Here is a 17,224-nt window from a genome sequence, read left to right on the forward strand (position 1 = left end):
ATGACCGATCGTCGTCACGGCTTCAGACTTGACAAAACGGTCATTTTAACACTTTGCCTTCTCTCCTTTCACCATCACGGGTATTCCGCTTACTTTCATCGACTCCTTAGGCGCGGCAGCAGCGGATACAGACGATAACGGAGCAAACAAACCGCAATTAAAGTAATACCATTCTAATTCTTTTTTCGAATATACAGCAGATATGTTAAATTCACTGAAACCAGTACCAGACTCATTACAATGATAGAGAACAACTGAGAATGATCTGAAAGCAAGGAATATACAGTTGCCAACCCAATAGCTAATATAATTACCCAGTTTATAAAATGGTAAGCTTTATACAGTCCTTGCAGCATAATATGCTTCTCACCGTCATCTGCTATTTCTAACAGCATCTCCGAGTAATTAGCATCTGTTGCATCTGGAATGCTGCGGTGGGGATATACCAGTCTCATTAAATTCATCAAACCGCCTGAAAATAAGAAGGTGATCAGTAGGGAGACGACAGACAAAATAATGAGCACCATGTTCCCTGTCATAATGATTGAGATGCATAGCGACATAATAGAGAGCGTCAGGCTGATCTGAATGAAAATAGAATAGTCTGTAAATTTCTTGTATTTAATAGAGTCGATCTCATCCTCTTCATCGCCTGTAACTTCTTTGTTATTCAACTTCTTCACTTGACTATACATAGCTCCGCTTAATACAAACATCAATGCAATAATGGCCAGCATCCCGATGATGATAACTTGGGCATACTCGGAATTAAGCCGGTCCGTATTGTAAATCAGCAGCACTGATATTAATCCCGTGACCCCTCCGAACCATAAGCTTCTAAAAATCTTCATCCCTTTATTCATCCTCCTCAATAATAAATATATCCTCGACAGGTTCTTGAAAAATCCGTGCAATCCGGACAGCTATAAGTAACGAAGGAATAAATTCTTCCCGTTCAATTAAACTAATGGTTTGTCTGGATACTTTGGCCAATTTGGCAAGTTCAGTCTGGTTCAATCCATCACGCGCACGAAGCTCCTTCAGACGACTTTTCAACATCCCCACCTCCTTATGAACTTATTGTAAAGTATATTTATTATTTTGACAAGTATATTGGTCAAAGTTAAAGGTATATTTGTCATTTTAGTTATTATACTCGTATCTATTTGATGACTCAGGAACCTAGACTCAGTCATTAATAACAGACAAGACAACAAGACCTCGCCCGTTATCCTATAAGAACAACGGGAAAAAGACGAGCTTTAGCTCGCCTCTGTCTTCTACTCTTGATTGGGATGAATCCCGCTTTAATCCATGTCATAGATCGTACCGACTTTAAGTCCATAAAGCTCGTTGTAAATTTTCTCGGCGTACGCATCCGTCATACCGGCAATATAGTCAATGATCATGTGCTCCCACGTCCAGATCGGCTGCTGCTGCTGCTGGTCACGGTCGAAACGGCGCAGCCAATCTCCCGGTATGATCGATTTGGAGGTGACCGGATCAACAAAAGCGTCCCACAATCGCTTAATCACCCATGCGCTGCGTTTTTGCAGCCGCTGTACTCTGAGATCACGGATCATCGTTACCCAGGCAAAGCTTTTCAGCACGCTTACCGTACGCAGCATATCCTCATCCTCACGCTCCTCCTGAACGAACGTTACCTTCTGCCAGCCTTCTTCTTCAATCACGCCCAGACTGCCGACAAACAGGCTGACCCAATGGGCTTTGACCTCTCTTCGAGTACGGGATGGGTCATAATCGCAGATCGGCAGTTTGGTTTTCCAAATGTTCAAAAAGGAAGTCAGTACTTCCTCTACTTTGATCTGAATCTGCTCTGGAGTCCAATACTTCCAGAATGCATCCTCCAGCGTCAGAACCTTATCGACAATCAACCGCTGGATGTTCGAATCAAACAGAAAATGCTCATGAACCTCAATTTTTCCGGCTTTGATCCCATCCTCTAAATCGTGCGCCGAATAAGCAATGTCATCGCATAAATCCATGAGCTGCGCTTCAAACGTTCTTTTGCCCGGCGGTATGCTCCAACGGCTGCGAATCTCGGAAATGTATTCCCATTCATGCCGGTATAGTCCTTTTTTGTTCACCGTTCCCGGAAAAGGATATTTATTCGTTCCGAGCAGAACCGCATCAGATAAGTTCAGGCCGTCGAGGTTCTCTCGCTTCTCTAAAAACAACATAAGCCGAAAGTTGTGCGCATTGCCTTCAAAATGCTCATATTTGTCCCGCAAGGCCGCCCGTACTTTCTCCGTCTGATCAGCCGAAGCAGTCTGCCCTTTTAGCGCTTCTCTCGTCTTGTCCTCGATCAAGTTTTCCAAAATGCCGTCCAGCACCTCTTCCCCCTTATGGCCGAAGGGCGGGTGACCGAAGTCATGACAGATCGCGGCGCATTCCACAACTTCAGGATCAATGATGAGCCCGGGGTGCTCCGCATTCTCCGTAGCGACAGCCGGATAGGTCCGAAGAAGACTGCGTGCCGCTTCACGGGCAATTTGAGCGACCTCCAGGGAGTGTGTCAGCCTTGTCCGATAATAATCACCGGTGCCCGCTCCAAAAACCTGCGATTTCCCCTGCAGCCGCCGAAAGGTTGGAGAGTGAATGAGACGGGAATAATCACGCTCAAAAGTCGCCCGATTGGTCTCATATCCAGTCTGATCAGGAAACTGCCGATGCTGTCTTAATTGCTGAATGTTCATTCTCTGCACTCTCCTTTATTCTGTACTTTATGATATTGTATCCGCCAGAGTGAGGAATATAAAGCGCCTATGAATTTTTGTATAGAAAGAGCAACATCAAAACGATATCATAGTAGGTAGGAGTTAAAAAGCGACCGATCCCTGGAACCAGGAAATCGATCGCTTCGTCGCTTGTTCTTCTGCTGTATTAACCATTTGCAAGTTCGTTACGTTATTAAAGTAATGTAATAAAGGAGTACAGCTATAACAATGTAAACGAGTAAAGTGCAGATATAAAACAAAAACGTCCTACGACGTCAAGCGATAATTGCTCTGACTTAGCATTTTTACATGAGCAATGGCAGCAGGCATAATTTCCTCGAATGTCAACCGATCTTGAATATAGAATGATATGAACCCATGAATTCCCAAAAACAAGCTTAGTGGAAATGCCTGGTTATCTTCCATCGGATGTCTTTCTTGCTTCAGAAATTTTCTGACGATCGATTCGAATATATCGAAGCATTTCGCCTGCTCACTGCGGCAATAGGCCAATATTTCTTCATCCCGAAGCATAAACATAATCTCATATTGATGCGGATGCTCAAGACCAAATTTGATAAATTCAAGCATCAGCTGCTCAATTTTGGTCAGCCCTTCTACAGCTGGAGATTTCGTTACCTGGGTGCACAACTGGATCAGATGATTGAAGTCCTGTACCACAATCGCGTAGAACAGTTCCGCTTTTTCTTTGAAATGATAGTAAAGGGAACCATGACTATATCCCAAATGCTGGCCGATACTCCTCATCGAAATTCCCCGGTAGCCCTTGGTAATGAACAAATGTCTGGCTGCATCCATTATTCTTTCTCTCGACAACTCCTGCTCTACTGCTCTTCTTGCCATAGGCATTATTCCCCTTCAATAAAGTAAACCTTATTACCTTCCGTTAATACGACCTGCCCTTGAGTTAAATCGATCAGCCAAGCCTTAAAAGCTTCAGCCTCGCTCTCCAGCGGCAAACATAACAATGTGACGTTATCCGCAAAAGCGGTCTCCCCCGTCCGGATTTCCCGGTTTCTCAACTCATTTTCGACCTTGCCCAGCCACGTATAGTCAAGCTCGGCAAATACTTCGCGATGAAGCACGCGGGTGATGACTTCCCCTGCCTCGGTCGCCGCAACCGCACCGTCTGTATAAGCCCGGATCAATCCGCCCGCCCCAAGCATAATGCCCCCGAAATATCGCGTCACTACGATAGCTACATTTTTGAGGCCCTGCTGTCTAATCACTTCCAGAATTGGTTTGCCGGCCGTTCCGCTCGGTTCTCCGTCATCCGACTGCTTTTGAATTTCATCCCGCTCCCCGATCATATAGGCGGAACAGTTGTGAGTAGCGTTCCAGTGTTTTTTCTTGATTTCTTCAATAAACTCTATCGCCTCAGAATCACTTTCTACCGGCTTGATATGTCCGATAAATCGCGATTTCTTAATGACGATTTCCTTCTCTCCGGCTCCGCGAACCGTCTTATAACGCTCTAGCATATTACATCATCCTTATGGAATGTGCCAAGAAGCAGCTCAACCGGGGATAATCCGGCGAACTGCTTCCCTGGCGCTGATATCTTCTGTCTTAAACGCTGCTGATTCTTGTCCTTGGAAATTACTTAAGGTGTTATTCGGACAATCTTGCTTCCAGTTCTGCTTTTTCTTTCTCGAAGCCAGGCTTGCCGAGCAATGCAAACATATTTTTCTTGTAGGCTTCAACACCCGGCTGGTCAAACGGGTTTACTCCGAGTAAATAGCCGCTGATGCCACAAGCTTTTTCAAAGAAATAAACGAGGTAGCCGAAGGAATACGGCGTCAAATCCGGTACGTTAACGATCAAGTTAGGAACTTGCCCGTCCGTATGAGCGAGCAGCGTACCTTGAAACGCCTTCTTATTCACGAAATCCAGCGTCTTGCCGGCAAGGAAGTTCAAGCCGTCCAGGTCGGCAGGATCGGATTCAATCGTAATATGGCTAGGTACCTCTGTTACCTGAATAACCGTTTCGAAAATGTTCCGGTTCCCCTCTTGAATAAACTGCCCCATCGAGTGAAGGTCTGTACTGAAATCTACCGATGCCGGGTAAATGCCTTTATAGTCTTTCCCTTCGCTCTCGCCGAACAGTTGCTTCCACCATTCGGACACATAGTGCAGAGACGGCTCATAATTCACGAGAATTTCTGTCACTTTACCCTTGCGGTACAATGCGTTGCGCACTGCCGCATATTGATAGCTGGCGTTCTCAGCCAAGTTAGGATTGCTGAATTCCTTGGCAGCCTCGGCAGCGCCCTGCATCATTTCCTCAATGTTGATGCCTGCCGCAGCAATTGGCAGAAGGCCTACAGCTGTAAGTACGGAATAACGTCCGCCGACGTCGTCCGGAATAACAAAGCTCTCGTAGCCTTCCTCTGTGGCGAGCTTCTTAAGAGCGCCTTTCTCGCGGTCGGTTGTAGCGTAAATGCGTTTACGAGCTTCTTCCTTGCCGTATTTCTTCTCAAGCGCTGCACGGAAAATGCGGAATGCAATCGCCGGCTCCGTCGTTGTACCCGATTTGGAAATGACGTTAACCGAGAAATCCTTGCCTTCAATCAGGTCAAGCAGATGATTTACATATGTGGAGCTAATATTGTTACCGGCAAAATAAATTTCCGGAGTTTTGCGTTTATCTTTCGGAAGCAAATTGTAAAAAGAGTGTGACAACGATTCAATCGCTGCGCGTGCGCCAAGATAGGAACCGCCGATTCCAATAACGATGAGCACGTCGGAATCGCTCTGAATTTTGGCAGCAGCTTTCTGAATGCGGCTAAATTCTTCTTTATCATACTCTGAAGGCAGATTGATCCACCCGAGATAGTCCGAACCTGCTCCTGTACCGTTATGTAACTGTTCATGAGCTAAACGCACTGACTCCGTCAAATAATCGATTTCGTGCTGCCCTACGAACTCCAGAGCTTTGCTGTAATCAAAAGTGACTTTTTTAGACATGGTAAATCATTCCTCCGTCTATACAATATTGTTTCTATCTCACTGCCCTATCCACAATTAACTTACACCTAGGATACTGTAAATTCCCAGTGAAGACAAGGCATAATATGCAGTATTCCTATAGTCGTGTTAAAATAATTAAATGCTGTTCAATTCATTATAGAAGGTGATCATAATGAAAAAAGTCGGATTTATCGGCCTTGGAACGATGGGAGCTCCCATGGCTGCAAATTTGTTGAAACAAGGATACCAGGTTACCGTGTTTAACCGTACGGCGGAGAAGGCTCAACCGCTCATACAGCAAGGAGCTGCTCTCGCAGCCACTCCGAAGGAGGCGGCTCAGGCTGCCGACACCGTAATTACAATGGTCAGCGACGACGCCTCAATTGCCGCTGTTTACGACGGTGAGGAAGGCCTTCTGCAGGGACTGCGACCAGGCAGCACCGTCATTGACTGCAGCACAATCTCTCCCGCGCTTGTTCATAGATTGGCCAGCGACATTGCCCGGCTCGGCGGACAGTTCCTCGACGCTCCCGTTACTGGCAGTTCCCCGGCCGCTCATGCCGGCACGCTCGTATTCATGATCGGCGGATCAGCCGAGGCGCTGGCCGGGCAGCGGGATATTTTCGAGACGATGGGTCAGAAAATACTCCATATGGGCCCTAACGGAAGCGGAGCCGTCGCCAAGCTGGCGCACAACACGATCGTCGGCATCAACAACCTCGCTCTGGCCGAGGGCTTTGCCATCGCCGCCAAATCGGGACTGCCTGCCGACCTCTTCCTTGAGCTCGTCCAGAACGGCTCGGCTGGCAGCAAGCAAGCGGAATTGAAGGGACGTAAAATCATCGAGCATGACTTTACTAACCAATTCTCCCTCTCGCTAATGCTCAAAGATCTGAAGCTCGCCTCCTCGCTGACGGATAGCGCCGGCATCCCCGCCCCGATGCTGAACGCGGCCAAAAGCCTGTTCCAGGCCGGCCAGACCGAGGGCTTCGGCGACGAGGACCTCTCCTCCGTCGTCAAGCTCTACGAGGCCTGGATCGGCCGAACGGTCGGCGGCGAAGAGCTGTAGCCGACCGTCTGGCTTTGGCTGCGCAGGCGTCCAGCCCGGTTGGCCGCGCTCGAGCGCCGGGGTTAGGCCTGAGACCGAGTGTCGGCCGATACGGCAAGCCCGGTTGGCCGCGCTCGAGCGCCAGGGTTAGGCCTGAGGCCGAGTGTCGGCCGATACGGCAAGCCCGGTTGGCCGCGCTCAAGCACCGGGGTTAGGCTTGAGGCCGAGTGTCGGCCGATACGGCAAGCCCGGTTGGCCGCGCTCAAGCACCGGGGTTAGGCCTGAGGCCGAGTGTCGGCCGATACGGCAAGCCCGGTTGGCCGCGCTCAAGCACCGGGGTTAGGCCTGAGGCCGAGTGTCGGCCGATACGGCAAGCCCGGTTGGCCGGGCTCAAGCGCCGGGGTTAGGCCTGAGGCCGAGTGTCGGCCGATACGGCAAGCCCGGTTGGCCGCGCTCGAGCGCCGGGGTTAGGCCTAAGGCCGAGTGTCGGCCGATATGGCAAGCCCGGTTGGCCGCGCTCGAGCGCCGGGGTTAGGCCTGAGACCGAGTGTCGGCCGATACGGCAAGCCCGGTTGGCCGCGCTCGAGCGCCGGGGTTAGGCTTGAGGCCGAGTGTCGACCGATATGGCAAGCCCGGTTGGCCGCGCTCGAGCGCCGGGGTTAGGCCTGAGACCGAGTGTCGGCCGATATGGCAAGCCCGGTTGACCCGCCTGGTGAGAAACCGGCGGATTGCCTGGATGGGATGTAGCCGGCCCAGGGCGCGGGCTGATGGCGGAAGCGCCTACACGAGATAGCGGAGCCAACAAAGGCGCAACAGGATACATACTGCCCTGCCCTACTCTACCAAACCGCTGCAGGCTAAGGGACAACAGATCCGCTATTTGTGACTTTTCAGCATTTTCGAGTACCTAACGGACCCTCAGTTCGCTACCATGGGTCCAGCCGTCGCATTTTCCGAGAATTCCGCTAAATAACGGCTTCTGTGTCCGTAAGCACCGCAATTTACACCATTTCAGCGAAATAGCGGACCCACGGTCCGTTACCATTACCAAACCCTGCCCCACGAAGGCAGAAAAGGCAGGCTCTTGCGTTGCGCGCAGTGCCTGCCTTTTTCATGTTAAGTGAAAACTATTTCAACTGCTCTTTTACATGCTTCACAACGTTCTCGACCGTAAAGCCGTACTCTGCAATGACTTTATCGCCAGGTGCAGATGCGCCGAACGTGCTGATGCCGATAATGGAGCCTCTCTCGCCAACGTAACGCTCCCATCCGAATGGATGTGCCATTTCAATAGCTACGCGTGCTTTAACGTCCGGGAGAATAACAGAATCTTTGTACGCTTGATCCTGTTTGTCGAACAGATCCCAGCTGGACAGGCTGACAACACGAACATGGATGCCTTCTTCAGCAAGCGCCGCTTGCGCTTTAACTGCCAATTGCACCTCGGAACCGGAAGCAATCAGCTGAGCAACCGCCTTGCCGTCCTTCGCTTCGGAAACAACGTATCCGCCGCGTTTTACACCTTCGCGGGCTTTCTCGGCCGTACCTTCGAGCACAGGCAAGTTTTGACGAGTCAGCACCAATGCTACCGGATTGCCTTTGTTCTCAACTGCATAAGCCCAAGCCGCAGATGTCTCGTTGGCATCAGCCGGGCGAATGACCGTCAGGTTAGGAATGATGCGCAGGGAAGCAAGCTGTTCAATCGGCTCATGCGTAGGTCCGTCTTCGCCGACTGCGATACTGTCATGCGTCAGAACATACGTAACCGGAAGTCCCATCAGCGCAGACAGACGCACTGCCGGACGCAAGTAGTCTGTAAAGACAAAGAACGTACCGCCGAAAATTTTAAGACCGCTATGCAGGGCAATACCGTTCATCGCAGCAGCCATAGCAAACTCGCGAACACCAAAATACAGGTTGCGTCCCTCGCGGGATTCAGGTGTGTAGAGCGGCAAGCCTTTCAGGTGAGTCATCGTCGAGCTCTCAAGGTCAGCGGATCCGCCAAGAAGCTGAGGAACGCCGCCAGTCAAGCCGTTAAGGGCATTACCGGAAGCCACGCGAGTAGATACTGGTTTGTCATCTGCACTGTATTTAGGAAGATCAGCATCCCAGCCCTCTGGAAGATCGCCCGCAATAGCAAGCTCGAATTGAGCTGCCAGCTCTGGGTATTCTGCTTTATATTTCGCAAACAGCTCATCCCAAGCTTTGTTTGCGGCGATGCCTTGTTCTTTTACTTTTGCAAAATGCTCGCGCACTTCTTCAGGTACGTAGAAGTCCTCTTCGTATACCCATTTGTAATATTCTTTCGTCAGCTTCGCTTCATCCGCGCCGAGCGGTGAACCGTGCGTCCCGCCGGATCCGCCTTTACCTTGCTTGTTCGGGCTGCCGTAACCGATAATCGTCTTCACTTCGATCAGTGTAGGACGCTCGGTATCCGCTTTGGCTTCGGCGATAGCTTTTTCGATCGCATCTAAATCATTGCCGTCTTCTACAAGCAGCGTTTGCCAGCCATATGCATCAAAGCGCTGTCTGACATTCTCAGAGAAGCTCAGGTTCAATTTACCATCGAGCGTAATGTCGTTGGAATCATACAGGAAGATCAGCTTGCCAAGCTTCAGATGGCCTGCGAGAGAAGCCGCTTCACTAGCTACGCCTTCCATCAGGTCTCCGTCACCGCAAATACCGTAAGTATAGTGGTCAATGACTTTATAGTCGCCTTTGTTGTAAGTAGCAGCCAGCTGAGTTTCAGCCATAGCCATACCCACAGCCATCGCGAGACCTTGTCCAAGCGGACCTGTCGTCGCGTCTACCCCTGCGGTATGTCCGAATTCAGGGTGACCCGGCGTTTTACTGCCCCATTGACGGAATTGCTTGAGATCGTCAAGGGAAAGATCATAACCGCTCAGGTGCAGCAAGCTGTAGAGCAGCATGGAGCCGTGTCCGGCGGACAATACGAAACGGTCGCGGTTGACCCAGGTTGGTTGGTCAGGGTTGTGCGTCATCGTCTTGGCGAACAGCTGATAACCCATTGGCGCTGCGCCCATAGGCATGCCTGGATGACCCGACTTAGCTTTCTCGATCGCATCTATAGCAAGAGTACGAATCGTAGTGATCGACAAATTTTCGATGACCTTGTTGTCTGAAAGTGGCATTCTAGCTTCCTCCTTAGTAATGAAGAAATTACGTTTTGGTTACAAAACAATCACTTTGAAAAAATCATTTTGACTTTATATATTGTAACACGTTGTTAAGCACCTTTCCATATCCCTTTTTGTCATACCCTGCCCTGGATGGTGACTTTTTTATGCATTTGCCTCGATTGCGGAGAAAATCGGGCTAGGCCGGCTCCCGGCAAAGGCATTGCGCATGCGGCCACGCGCATGCCCCTGCCGCCTGGGCTAGCGCCGCCCCCGCCGCTTGGCCTCCAGCAGCCGGCCAAGCGTGCCCTCGCCCGGCGCCTCGGCCGCGCCGGGCCCCGTGCCTCCGGCTTCCTCCTGCGGAGGGGAAGCCGGCTTGGCCCGCGGCGCTGGCCCCGCGGGCTCGCCGCCCGTCCCGCCAGCAGGCGGACGGGCCGTACGCGGCGCAGGCTCCCCGGGGGCGATCGTATCGCCCCCGCCCTCTGCGCCGTAGAAGCTGGCCGTTCGCGACTTGCGCACGGCCAGCCGGGCCAGCCTAGCGTCCGCTCCCGCAGGGGCGGCGCCGGCTTCTGCCGCCGCAGGCGTACCGCCGCGGCGGCGCCAAGGCATGGCGGCGGCAGCAAGCCGCTCCGCCATGCGGCCCCAGGGCAGCGCCAGACGGCGCACGGCGATGTCGGCGAGCCAGAGCAGCAGCGCGGCGATCAGCAGCGCGCGCTCCCAGCTGCGCAGCGACTTGTGCGGCTGCACCGGGAAGTCGAACGCCGCGCCCGGTGCCTCCCAAGCCAGCACGCGTCCGCCCGTTAAATCGGCCAGCTTGGCCAGCTTCTCCCCGGCGTCCTCCGTCACGATCCGATACTCCGGAGAATAGGGGATCACGAACCCGGTGCCCGTTCCCCCGCCTTCCACGACTTCATCCCCGCGCTTGCCCTGCAAATGCAGCAGAAAGGAGCCCGGCTCCCTTACCGCCGTCACACCGCTATATATCCCAGGTGACGTCTGGATAAGCGGCACGGCAGCATCATTCAAATCCTCGCCGGAAATGACCGCTTCCAGCTCATCGGGCGGTGCTACACCTTCCGATGCGGCCACTTCAAAATAAACCTCGTTCCCCTTCATCGTCGTACTCACTTCAAATGGAGCCGCCGAAAATTGGGGAAAAGTCCATTTCACCATATCCGCAAACGCATTCGGGAATCCTGGCCAATTCACCCAATCCCGCGACCATTTTCCCGTCAGATCGCTCGTCCAGGCGACAGTTCGTCCAGAGCCATACTGCCAGCGGGCGAGCAGCGGATCGGGCTCCGGGCTTGCCAGCACCGTCTGTGCCGTCGATTTGGCTGATGCGGCTACATACCCGTAGATGGTCGGCAGTCCGCCGGATAACGATTCGCGCCAGTCCCCAGGCTGCACGAGCGCCGGAACGAAAGGTTTGTCCACAATATAAGTTCTGGCGATCACAGCGGCTTCTCGGCTAAATATCGTAGGCAGCGTTGTTGCGTCTTTAACGAAATAATAACGCCCCTTGGCTCCCCGGGCGAGCGATTCCAGCAGCTGTGTGTCCGCCCCGTCGCCGACAGCCACGGTCGACATCGTCATGTGGTTGTCATTCATCGTGTTTAACAGCTCATTATACCCGGAGTTGATCGCCGACTGTCCATCCGTCAGCAGAATGATATGCTTCCGCTGGGCCTCGATGCCGAGCAGTTTATCCGTAGCATCCGCTACGGCAGGGTAAATATCCGTCCCGCCCGCACTCGGTATGCTGTTAATCTTGGCGAGGACATCGTCCTTCTGATCGCCGAGCTTCGTCGGCTCAACGACCCACCACGGCCTGTCATCGAATGCAACGACCCCGACCGTATCCTTGGAACGCAGCATCTCTACCGTCCGCATCGCCGATTCCTTGGCCAGCCTGATCTTGTCTCCTTCCATACTGCCCGACCGGTCAATGACGAGGATAAGCCCCAGAGACGGTATTTCGCGTTTGCCCTGCAGCTCCATCGATACCGGAAGCAGCTTCTCGATCGGGGTCTTGAAATATCCGCCCATGCCAAAGCTCTCTTCTCCGCCGACCATCATAAAACCGATGCCATAGGAACGTACCGCCTGCTCGATGAGCTCCATCTGCTTGCCGCCGACCTGCTCGCCGGACACATTATTGAAAATAATGCTGTCATAGCCGGCATACTTCGCCATCTCCACCGGGAGCATGCCCGGCTCGGTGACTGCATATTGAATCAATCCTGATTTCAGCGCATTCTCCAGGTTGGAGGACGTTCCCGGCTTGCCTTCCACGATCAGCACCCTAGGGCTGCCTGTGACGCGGGTAAAGGCATAACTTTCATTGTTCGCCGCCTGCTCGTCTCCGTCCATGAATATTTCCGCCTTGTAGCGATGAAGCCCCGGTTCCTTGGCCAGGCCTTGCAGTGCGAAGCGGTTCTCCCCCCGCTCCAGCGCAACCGTTTTGCGCCCGATCTCCCGGTTGTCCTCATACAAGCGAAGCTCGGCACTGCCGGAAAAAGTACTGCGTATCGCTACCTCGAACGTAAAAGACTCTGCTCTGTACAGCTTCTCCGGAAGATGCAGCGACTCGATGGCGGCATCCTTCCGCTCTATAGTCGGAGCCTGGAGTACGTCAACGCTGATGCCTCTCTCCTTCAGCGTTCTTGCTGCAGAGAACGAATCTCCAACATTTTCTTCACCGTCCGAGATGACGATGATCCGCTGATTCCCTTTGCCCCCGAACAGACTGCCAGCCAGTTGAAGCCCCTTCTCCAGATGGGTAAAAGACGCATTCACCTCGGCCCGGGCTCCGCCATTAGACAAGGGCAGGGGATCAAGGTTCTTCTCGATGGCGCCGTCCAGCCCCGCCGATACGACAGCAATGCTGTCCTGCTCCCCCTTGGCTCCCGCTGCCTGCGCGGCCCAGGCCAACGCGGCATCGGTATCCTCCATGCTGGCGGAACGGTCGATCAGAAACACGACTTCTTTATTTTTAACCAATGTAAAAGTCTGAAAACCAGCCAAAGCCAATATAAGCAAAATAACAATCGTTGCCCTCAGGCCAACGGCCCATTTCTTTCTCCCGCCATGCAGGCGGAAATCCGAGCGATACGCGTAAAATGCACCAGCAGCGGCGGGAATCAGCAGCAGCAATACCCACGGATGATTAAATTGAACGCCCACGCTGGTACACCCCCCATTCTGCAATAATGACGATCAGAGCCAGCAATGCGGCCAAATACGTAAAGGAACGCTTGGAACTCGGCTCAGGGTTAGGGCCTGCGCCGCCCGAAGCCTTGCCGGAAGCATCCGGACTAGTACGAGCATCTCCTGAAGTCTGTCCTGCCCCCGCGTTCTCTGTACTGTTCTCTGTGCTGTTCTCTGTACTGTTCTCTGTGCTGTTCTCTGTACCATTTTCTCCGCCTGCGCCTGCGGACGCACCCCCACCGCCGCCAAAACCAAGCGGCTTCGCCTGACCGATCGCGGATTCGGACGGATGGGCGATCACCTCTAGGTTATATCCAGGCAATACACTGCCATCCGCGCCTTTCATCTCAAAACGCCATAAACCGGGAAGCTGCGGTACGGTTTGTACCGCTGCCACGCTGTGCTCCTTAGCAGCCGCCGGAATCGGAGCAGCGCTCATGTCCAAAGCATAACCGTCCGCAGCAACCCACGAAGCCTGCACCGCCTCCACGTTCAAGGGTATCTCCAGCTCCGCGCCGGCAACCAGGCGGCCGAGTCCTGTCGTTCTGCCTTCCTGCAGCCACTGGACGGCGTTATTGACCAGGACCGGGAACTCCGGACGAAGCGGCAAATCGCCGTCACTTAACGAGAATAGAAAGACGAGCCGGTTAACCCCATTCTCCGTACCAGCATAGGCCGCCGGTTTAGAACCGATTTCCAAGAGCGGTTTGCTCCATGAAGGGATGTCTCCTGCAAGCAGGGCTGCGGTCGGCGGATCATTCAGCGATATATAGCGAGTTACCGGATGATTGGCGGCGGTGGTTCTTCCGCTTTCCGGCTGAATCTTCTCGCCGTCTCCGCCTAGCATCCAGGATGGCGTCTCCTTAACCAGGCGGCTCCATTCGCCGGATTTAAGATAGGCAGGAGGGGCGCCATCGATGATCATCATATCCGGCGTATCCTTGGGAAGAGCCGGTCCCTTATCCCCTTCCCTATCCGACTCGTTTGATGGCGTGCTTGTCCCCGGTTCCATTCGGGTCACCCTCGCGCCGGACAACTGGAGCGCTTTTTCCAGGAACAGATTTCCCTCTGATATAAGCAGCACATGGGGAGCGCCGCCTCTCTCACGAAAAGCGAAAGCCTCGTTATCCGCCGCATAATCGTCGTCCCGCTCCAGTTTTATTTTATAAACGTCCGAGGAGGGGAGCTCATCGAAGGTAACGGTCACGGCCTTGCCGCCCTCCACCTTCACGGACTTCGAAGCCAGAAGCTGGCCGTCCCCAAACAAATTCAAGCCGGTCTCAAACGGCCTTTCGCCGTAATTCCGGATGACCGCCACCCCTGTGCCGAGATCACCGTCATGTTTTACCCCAAACTGCTCTACTGCGGCATTGCTTGTCCCTTCGCCTTTCAGGGATACAATCTCCACCGGAGCAGCAAACGAAATATCGTCCGCCCGCTCACTCCACTGTTCATCGGTAAATACGAGCACTCTCGCATCGGGATCGTCCCGCGTCATGGCCGCTGCAAGGGATATCGTTTCCCGGTAGGCGGCCTTGCCGAATTCGGCCTCCAGCTTGTCTACCTGATCGCGGATAGCCTTCTGATCTGTCTCACGAGTGAGCAGCACTTCCGGCTCCGTCCCCAGCTTGAGCAAAGTAACCTCGCCATCCGCGCCCATCGCGTCGATATATTCATGAACCTTGATTTTGAGGTCATCCATCGCCGTAGAGGATGAAGGAGTATCCTTTCCCGGTTCTCCGTTCCGCTGCCCGCTCATGCTCGCCGAAGCATCGACAACAATGACGGTATGTCCCGACAGGCCGCCTTTGACCCAAATGAATGGCGTCATCAGGGCGAGCACGAGCAGCGCCGCGGCCAGAAGCTGCAGCCACAGCAGCAGCCGGTTTTGCAGCTTTTGCCATGGACGGTTGGCCTCGATATTGCGCAGAACCCGATTCCACAGCATATGGCTGGGAACCAGCGTATCCACATACTTCCGCTTAAACAGATACATCAGTATGATCAACGGGATCGCTAAAGCGAACCACAGTCCGGACCAAGAGGCAATTCCCATCCTTTCACCCCCTTCTTGTTGCATAACCCTTGCATGCTAGCCGAGCACACCCGCTCCGCGCAGCGTCTCGAAGATTCCTGTCTCTAGCGGAACGCCCGTGTTCACCTGTATATAAAAAATAGCCCGCTCGCTGCAGAATCGCGCAATTTCCGCTTGATATGCCTGCAGCGTCCGCCCATATTCCTCCAGCACCTTTCCGGTCAGAGCTATCTCCTTGCCCGTCCCGAGCTCGCTGTCCACCAGCCGCAAATCTCCGCTTAAGACAGGCGAGATTTCCTCCGGCGATAATACGTGGACCAGGACGATTTCCTGCCCCGCAGCAAGGTAAAAAGACAATGCCTCCGCCAGTTCATCCATGCCGCCATCCAGCCAGAAATCGGAAAAAATCCAGGTCATTCCCGGCTGCTTCGAAAGCGCTTTGGGCTGCCGCAGTGCCTGAGACAACCTGCCCTCGCCGCCCGGCTCCGCCGACTGCAGAAACGAAAACAACCGAGCCGCGGAGGCCTTCCCCCGTACAGGCAGCAGTTGCCTCGTTACCTCCGAGTCGAATACGGCTGCCTGCACGCGGTCATAGGACGCTAGCGCCATATAGCCAACCGAGGCGGCAAGCCGCTTCGCGTAAATCAGCTTGTTCCGGTCGGTCTTGTTCCCCCCGTGTTTCTTGCCGTCGGACTTGTTCCCATTAGACTTGCTCCCATCAGACGCTAGCCCATCCGTCAGGCCCGGCGCCCCCCCGCCCCCAAAATCCATCGAGGCGGATACGTCTACAAACAGACTCACCTGCAGCTCCTGCTCATCCCAATACTGGCGCACGAAGGGCCGGCCTGTCCGCGAATAGACGCCCCAGTCGAAGCGGCGAATGTCGTCCCCGGGCGCATATTCGCGGTAATCGGCAAATTCCAGGGACGAGCCAAAACGGCTGGAGCGCCTCTTGCCCTGCATCGTTCCGCGCACCCGGCGCTTAGACGCAATCGACAGACGCTCGAGGCGGGGTAGAAGCGACGGCGAAAGAAGAGGCTCGATCATCTTCTTTCCCCCTCAAGCGCGGACAGAATATCCTGGATCAGCGAATCCGTGGAGATCCCCAGCGCTTGCCCCTCGAAATTCAGAAACAGACGGTGGCGCAGCGCAGGAACAGCAACCGCAGCAATATCTCCCGTGGATACATGCATCCTTCCTTTGGAGATCGCTCTTACCTTCGCCACCGATACGATCGACTGGATTCCTCGCGGTCCTGATCCGAATCGCAAATATTTGCGGACGGAATCCGGTGCCGAGGTCTCCTCGGGATGCGTCATCATCAGCAGGCGCACTCCGTAATCCAGCACATCATCGGCAAGCAGAACCTCCTTCGCTGCCTGCCTGATTTCCAGCAGCTCGCTAGCCGAAGCCAGCTTGTCGGCCGTCGGCTGGCTGCTGGAGGTCGTCCGGCGAACGATTTCCTTCAACTCGTCTGGCGAGGGATAGCTGACATGGATCTTCAGCAGGAAGCGATCCAGCTGCGCCTCCGGCAAAGGATACGTCCCCTCGTTCTCCAGCGGATTTTGGGTCGCCAGGACAAAAAAAGGCTGCGGCAGCCTGTGCGTCTCCCCGCCGACGGTGACCGTCTGCTCCTGCATCGCCTCAAGCATGGCGCTCTGCGTCTTTGGTGTCGCGCGGTTAATCTCGTCCGCTAGCACGATGCTGCTGAATACGGGCCCCGGCTGAAAAACGGTATCCGCGCTGCCCTGCGGGCCGAAGCGAATGACATTCGTTCCGGTAATATCGCTTGGCATCAGGTCGGGCGTAAACTGAATCCGCGAGAATGACAGGTCAAGCGTATCGGAAATCGTCCGGACGAGCATCGTCTTTCCGAGTCCCGGAATGCCCTCAAGCAGCGCATGCCCGCCGGCAAAGACGCACCAGAGCAGCTGCTCTACGATCTCCTCCTGGCCAACGATGACTTTCCCGATCTGCTCCCGCACGCCGGATATCGTATTTTTCCACGACTCTACCTGCGCATTTGCTTCCAACATCATATGTCCCCCTTCTCCTTCATCCTCAA

The 17,224-nt window shown here is 53.9% G+C and carries 12 protein-coding genes; 1 reads left to right on the forward strand and 11 read right to left on the reverse strand.

Going from position 1 to position 17,224, the window contains the following annotated elements:
- Positions 1 to 173: 173 nt before the first annotated feature.
- The 6 genes from G358_RS0117085 to G358_RS0117110 all read right to left on the reverse strand — a co-directional run bounded on the left by G358_RS0117085 (position 174) and on the right by G358_RS0117110 (position 5,726).
- Entirely contained in the window at positions 174 to 851 is a 678-nt protein-coding gene (locus G358_RS0117085) for a DUF3169 family protein (protein WP_019638464.1), read from the reverse strand.
- A 4-nt stretch (positions 852 to 855) separates the two neighbouring features.
- Positions 856 to 1,056 carry a helix-turn-helix transcriptional regulator gene (locus G358_RS0117090; RefSeq protein WP_033404185.1) on the reverse strand — a complete coding sequence of 67 codons (201 nt, stop codon included), beginning with the start codon at positions 1,054 to 1,056 and terminating at the stop codon, positions 856 to 858.
- A gap of 251 nt (positions 1,057 to 1,307) precedes the next feature.
- Complete coding sequence (locus tag G358_RS0117095; RefSeq protein ID WP_019638466.1) at positions 1,308 to 2,717, reverse strand: deoxyguanosinetriphosphate triphosphohydrolase family protein; 1,410 nt, start codon at positions 2,715 to 2,717, stop codon at positions 1,308 to 1,310.
- Positions 2,718 to 3,005: 288 nt separating this feature from the next.
- Positions 3,006 to 3,602: a TetR/AcrR family transcriptional regulator gene (locus G358_RS0117100; protein WP_019638467.1), complete on the reverse strand. Its 597-nt coding sequence runs from the start codon at positions 3,600 to 3,602 to the stop codon at positions 3,006 to 3,008.
- A gap of 5 nt (positions 3,603 to 3,607) precedes the next feature.
- The gene (locus tag G358_RS0117105) at positions 3,608 to 4,240 is read right to left on the reverse strand and encodes a YigZ family protein (protein ID WP_019638468.1); all 633 of its coding nucleotides are present in this window, start codon (positions 4,238 to 4,240) and stop codon (positions 3,608 to 3,610) included.
- Between the two features lie 130 nt (positions 4,241 to 4,370).
- Positions 4,371 to 5,726, reverse strand: a complete 1,356-nt coding sequence (locus tag G358_RS0117110; protein ID WP_019638469.1) for a glucose-6-phosphate isomerase — start codon at positions 5,724 to 5,726, stop codon at positions 4,371 to 4,373.
- 175 nt (positions 5,727 to 5,901) lie between these two features.
- Between G358_RS0117110 and G358_RS0117115 the strand changes: the two genes are divergently transcribed.
- Complete coding sequence (locus tag G358_RS0117115; protein WP_019638470.1) at positions 5,902 to 6,798, forward strand: NAD(P)-dependent oxidoreductase; 897 nt, start codon at positions 5,902 to 5,904, stop codon at positions 6,796 to 6,798.
- Positions 6,799 to 7,904: 1,106 nt separating this feature from the next.
- On the opposite strand, the gene tkt is transcribed toward G358_RS0117115, so the two are convergent.
- The 5 genes from tkt to G358_RS0117140 form a co-directional block, all read right to left on the reverse strand.
- On the reverse strand, positions 7,905 to 9,929 hold the full coding sequence (tkt, locus tag G358_RS0117120) for a transketolase (RefSeq protein WP_019638471.1): 2,025 nt from the start codon (positions 9,927 to 9,929) through the stop codon (positions 7,905 to 7,907).
- A 246-nt stretch (positions 9,930 to 10,175) separates the two neighbouring features.
- Positions 10,176 to 13,100, reverse strand: coding sequence for a VWA domain-containing protein (locus tag G358_RS0117125; protein ID WP_019638472.1), 2,925 nt, complete (start codon positions 13,098 to 13,100; stop codon positions 10,176 to 10,178).
- Entirely contained in the window at positions 13,084 to 15,180 is a 2,097-nt protein-coding gene (locus G358_RS0117130; protein ID WP_019638473.1) for a vWA domain-containing protein, read from the reverse strand. The genes G358_RS0117125 and G358_RS0117130 overlap by 17 nt, the downstream gene beginning before the upstream one ends.
- A gap of 36 nt (positions 15,181 to 15,216) precedes the next feature.
- Complete coding sequence (locus G358_RS0117135; protein WP_019638474.1) at positions 15,217 to 16,206, reverse strand: DUF58 domain-containing protein; 990 nt, start codon at positions 16,204 to 16,206, stop codon at positions 15,217 to 15,219.
- On the reverse strand, positions 16,203 to 17,195 hold the full coding sequence (locus G358_RS0117140) for an AAA family ATPase (RefSeq protein WP_019638475.1): 993 nt from the start codon (positions 17,193 to 17,195) through the stop codon (positions 16,203 to 16,205). The genes G358_RS0117135 and G358_RS0117140 overlap by 4 nt, the downstream gene beginning before the upstream one ends.
- Positions 17,196 to 17,224: the final 29 nt, after the last annotated feature.

It is taken from the genome of Paenibacillus fonticola DSM 21315 (assembly GCF_000381905.1).
Classification (GTDB): domain Bacteria; phylum Bacillota; class Bacilli; order Paenibacillales; family Paenibacillaceae; genus Fontibacillus; species Fontibacillus fonticola.

What these genes read in the sequence shown, in the direction of transcription:
- G358_RS0117130 (WP_019638473.1), bottom strand. Translation starts at nt 15,180, where the DNA reads ATGGGAATTGCCTCTTGGTCCGGACTGTGGTTCGCTTTAGCGATCCCG.
- G358_RS0117140 (WP_019638475.1), bottom strand. Translation starts at nt 17,195, where the DNA reads ATGTTGGAAGCAAATGCGCAGGTAGAGTCGTGGAAAAATACGATATCC.
- G358_RS0117135 (WP_019638474.1), bottom strand. Translation starts at nt 16,206, where the DNA reads ATGATCGAGCCTCTTCTTTCGCCGTCGCTTCTACCCCGCCTCGAGCGT.
- G358_RS0117110 (WP_019638469.1), bottom strand. Translation starts at nt 5,726, where the DNA reads ATGTCTAAAAAAGTCACTTTTGATTACAGCAAAGCTCTGGAGTTCGTA.
- G358_RS0117115 (WP_019638470.1), top strand. Translation starts at nt 5,902, where the DNA reads ATGAAAAAAGTCGGATTTATCGGCCTTGGAACGATGGGAGCTCCCATG.
- G358_RS0117085 (WP_019638464.1), bottom strand. Translation starts at nt 851, where the DNA reads ATGAAGATTTTTAGAAGCTTATGGTTCGGAGGGGTCACGGGATTAATA.
- G358_RS0117095 (WP_019638466.1), bottom strand. Translation starts at nt 2,717, where the DNA reads ATGAACATTCAGCAATTAAGACAGCATCGGCAGTTTCCTGATCAGACT.
- G358_RS0117105 (WP_019638468.1), bottom strand. Translation starts at nt 4,240, where the DNA reads ATGCTAGAGCGTTATAAGACGGTTCGCGGAGCCGGAGAGAAGGAAATC.
- G358_RS0117100 (WP_019638467.1), bottom strand. Translation starts at nt 3,602, where the DNA reads ATGGCAAGAAGAGCAGTAGAGCAGGAGTTGTCGAGAGAAAGAATAATG.
- tkt (WP_019638471.1), bottom strand. Translation starts at nt 9,929, where the DNA reads ATGCCACTTTCAGACAACAAGGTCATCGAAAATTTGTCGATCACTACG.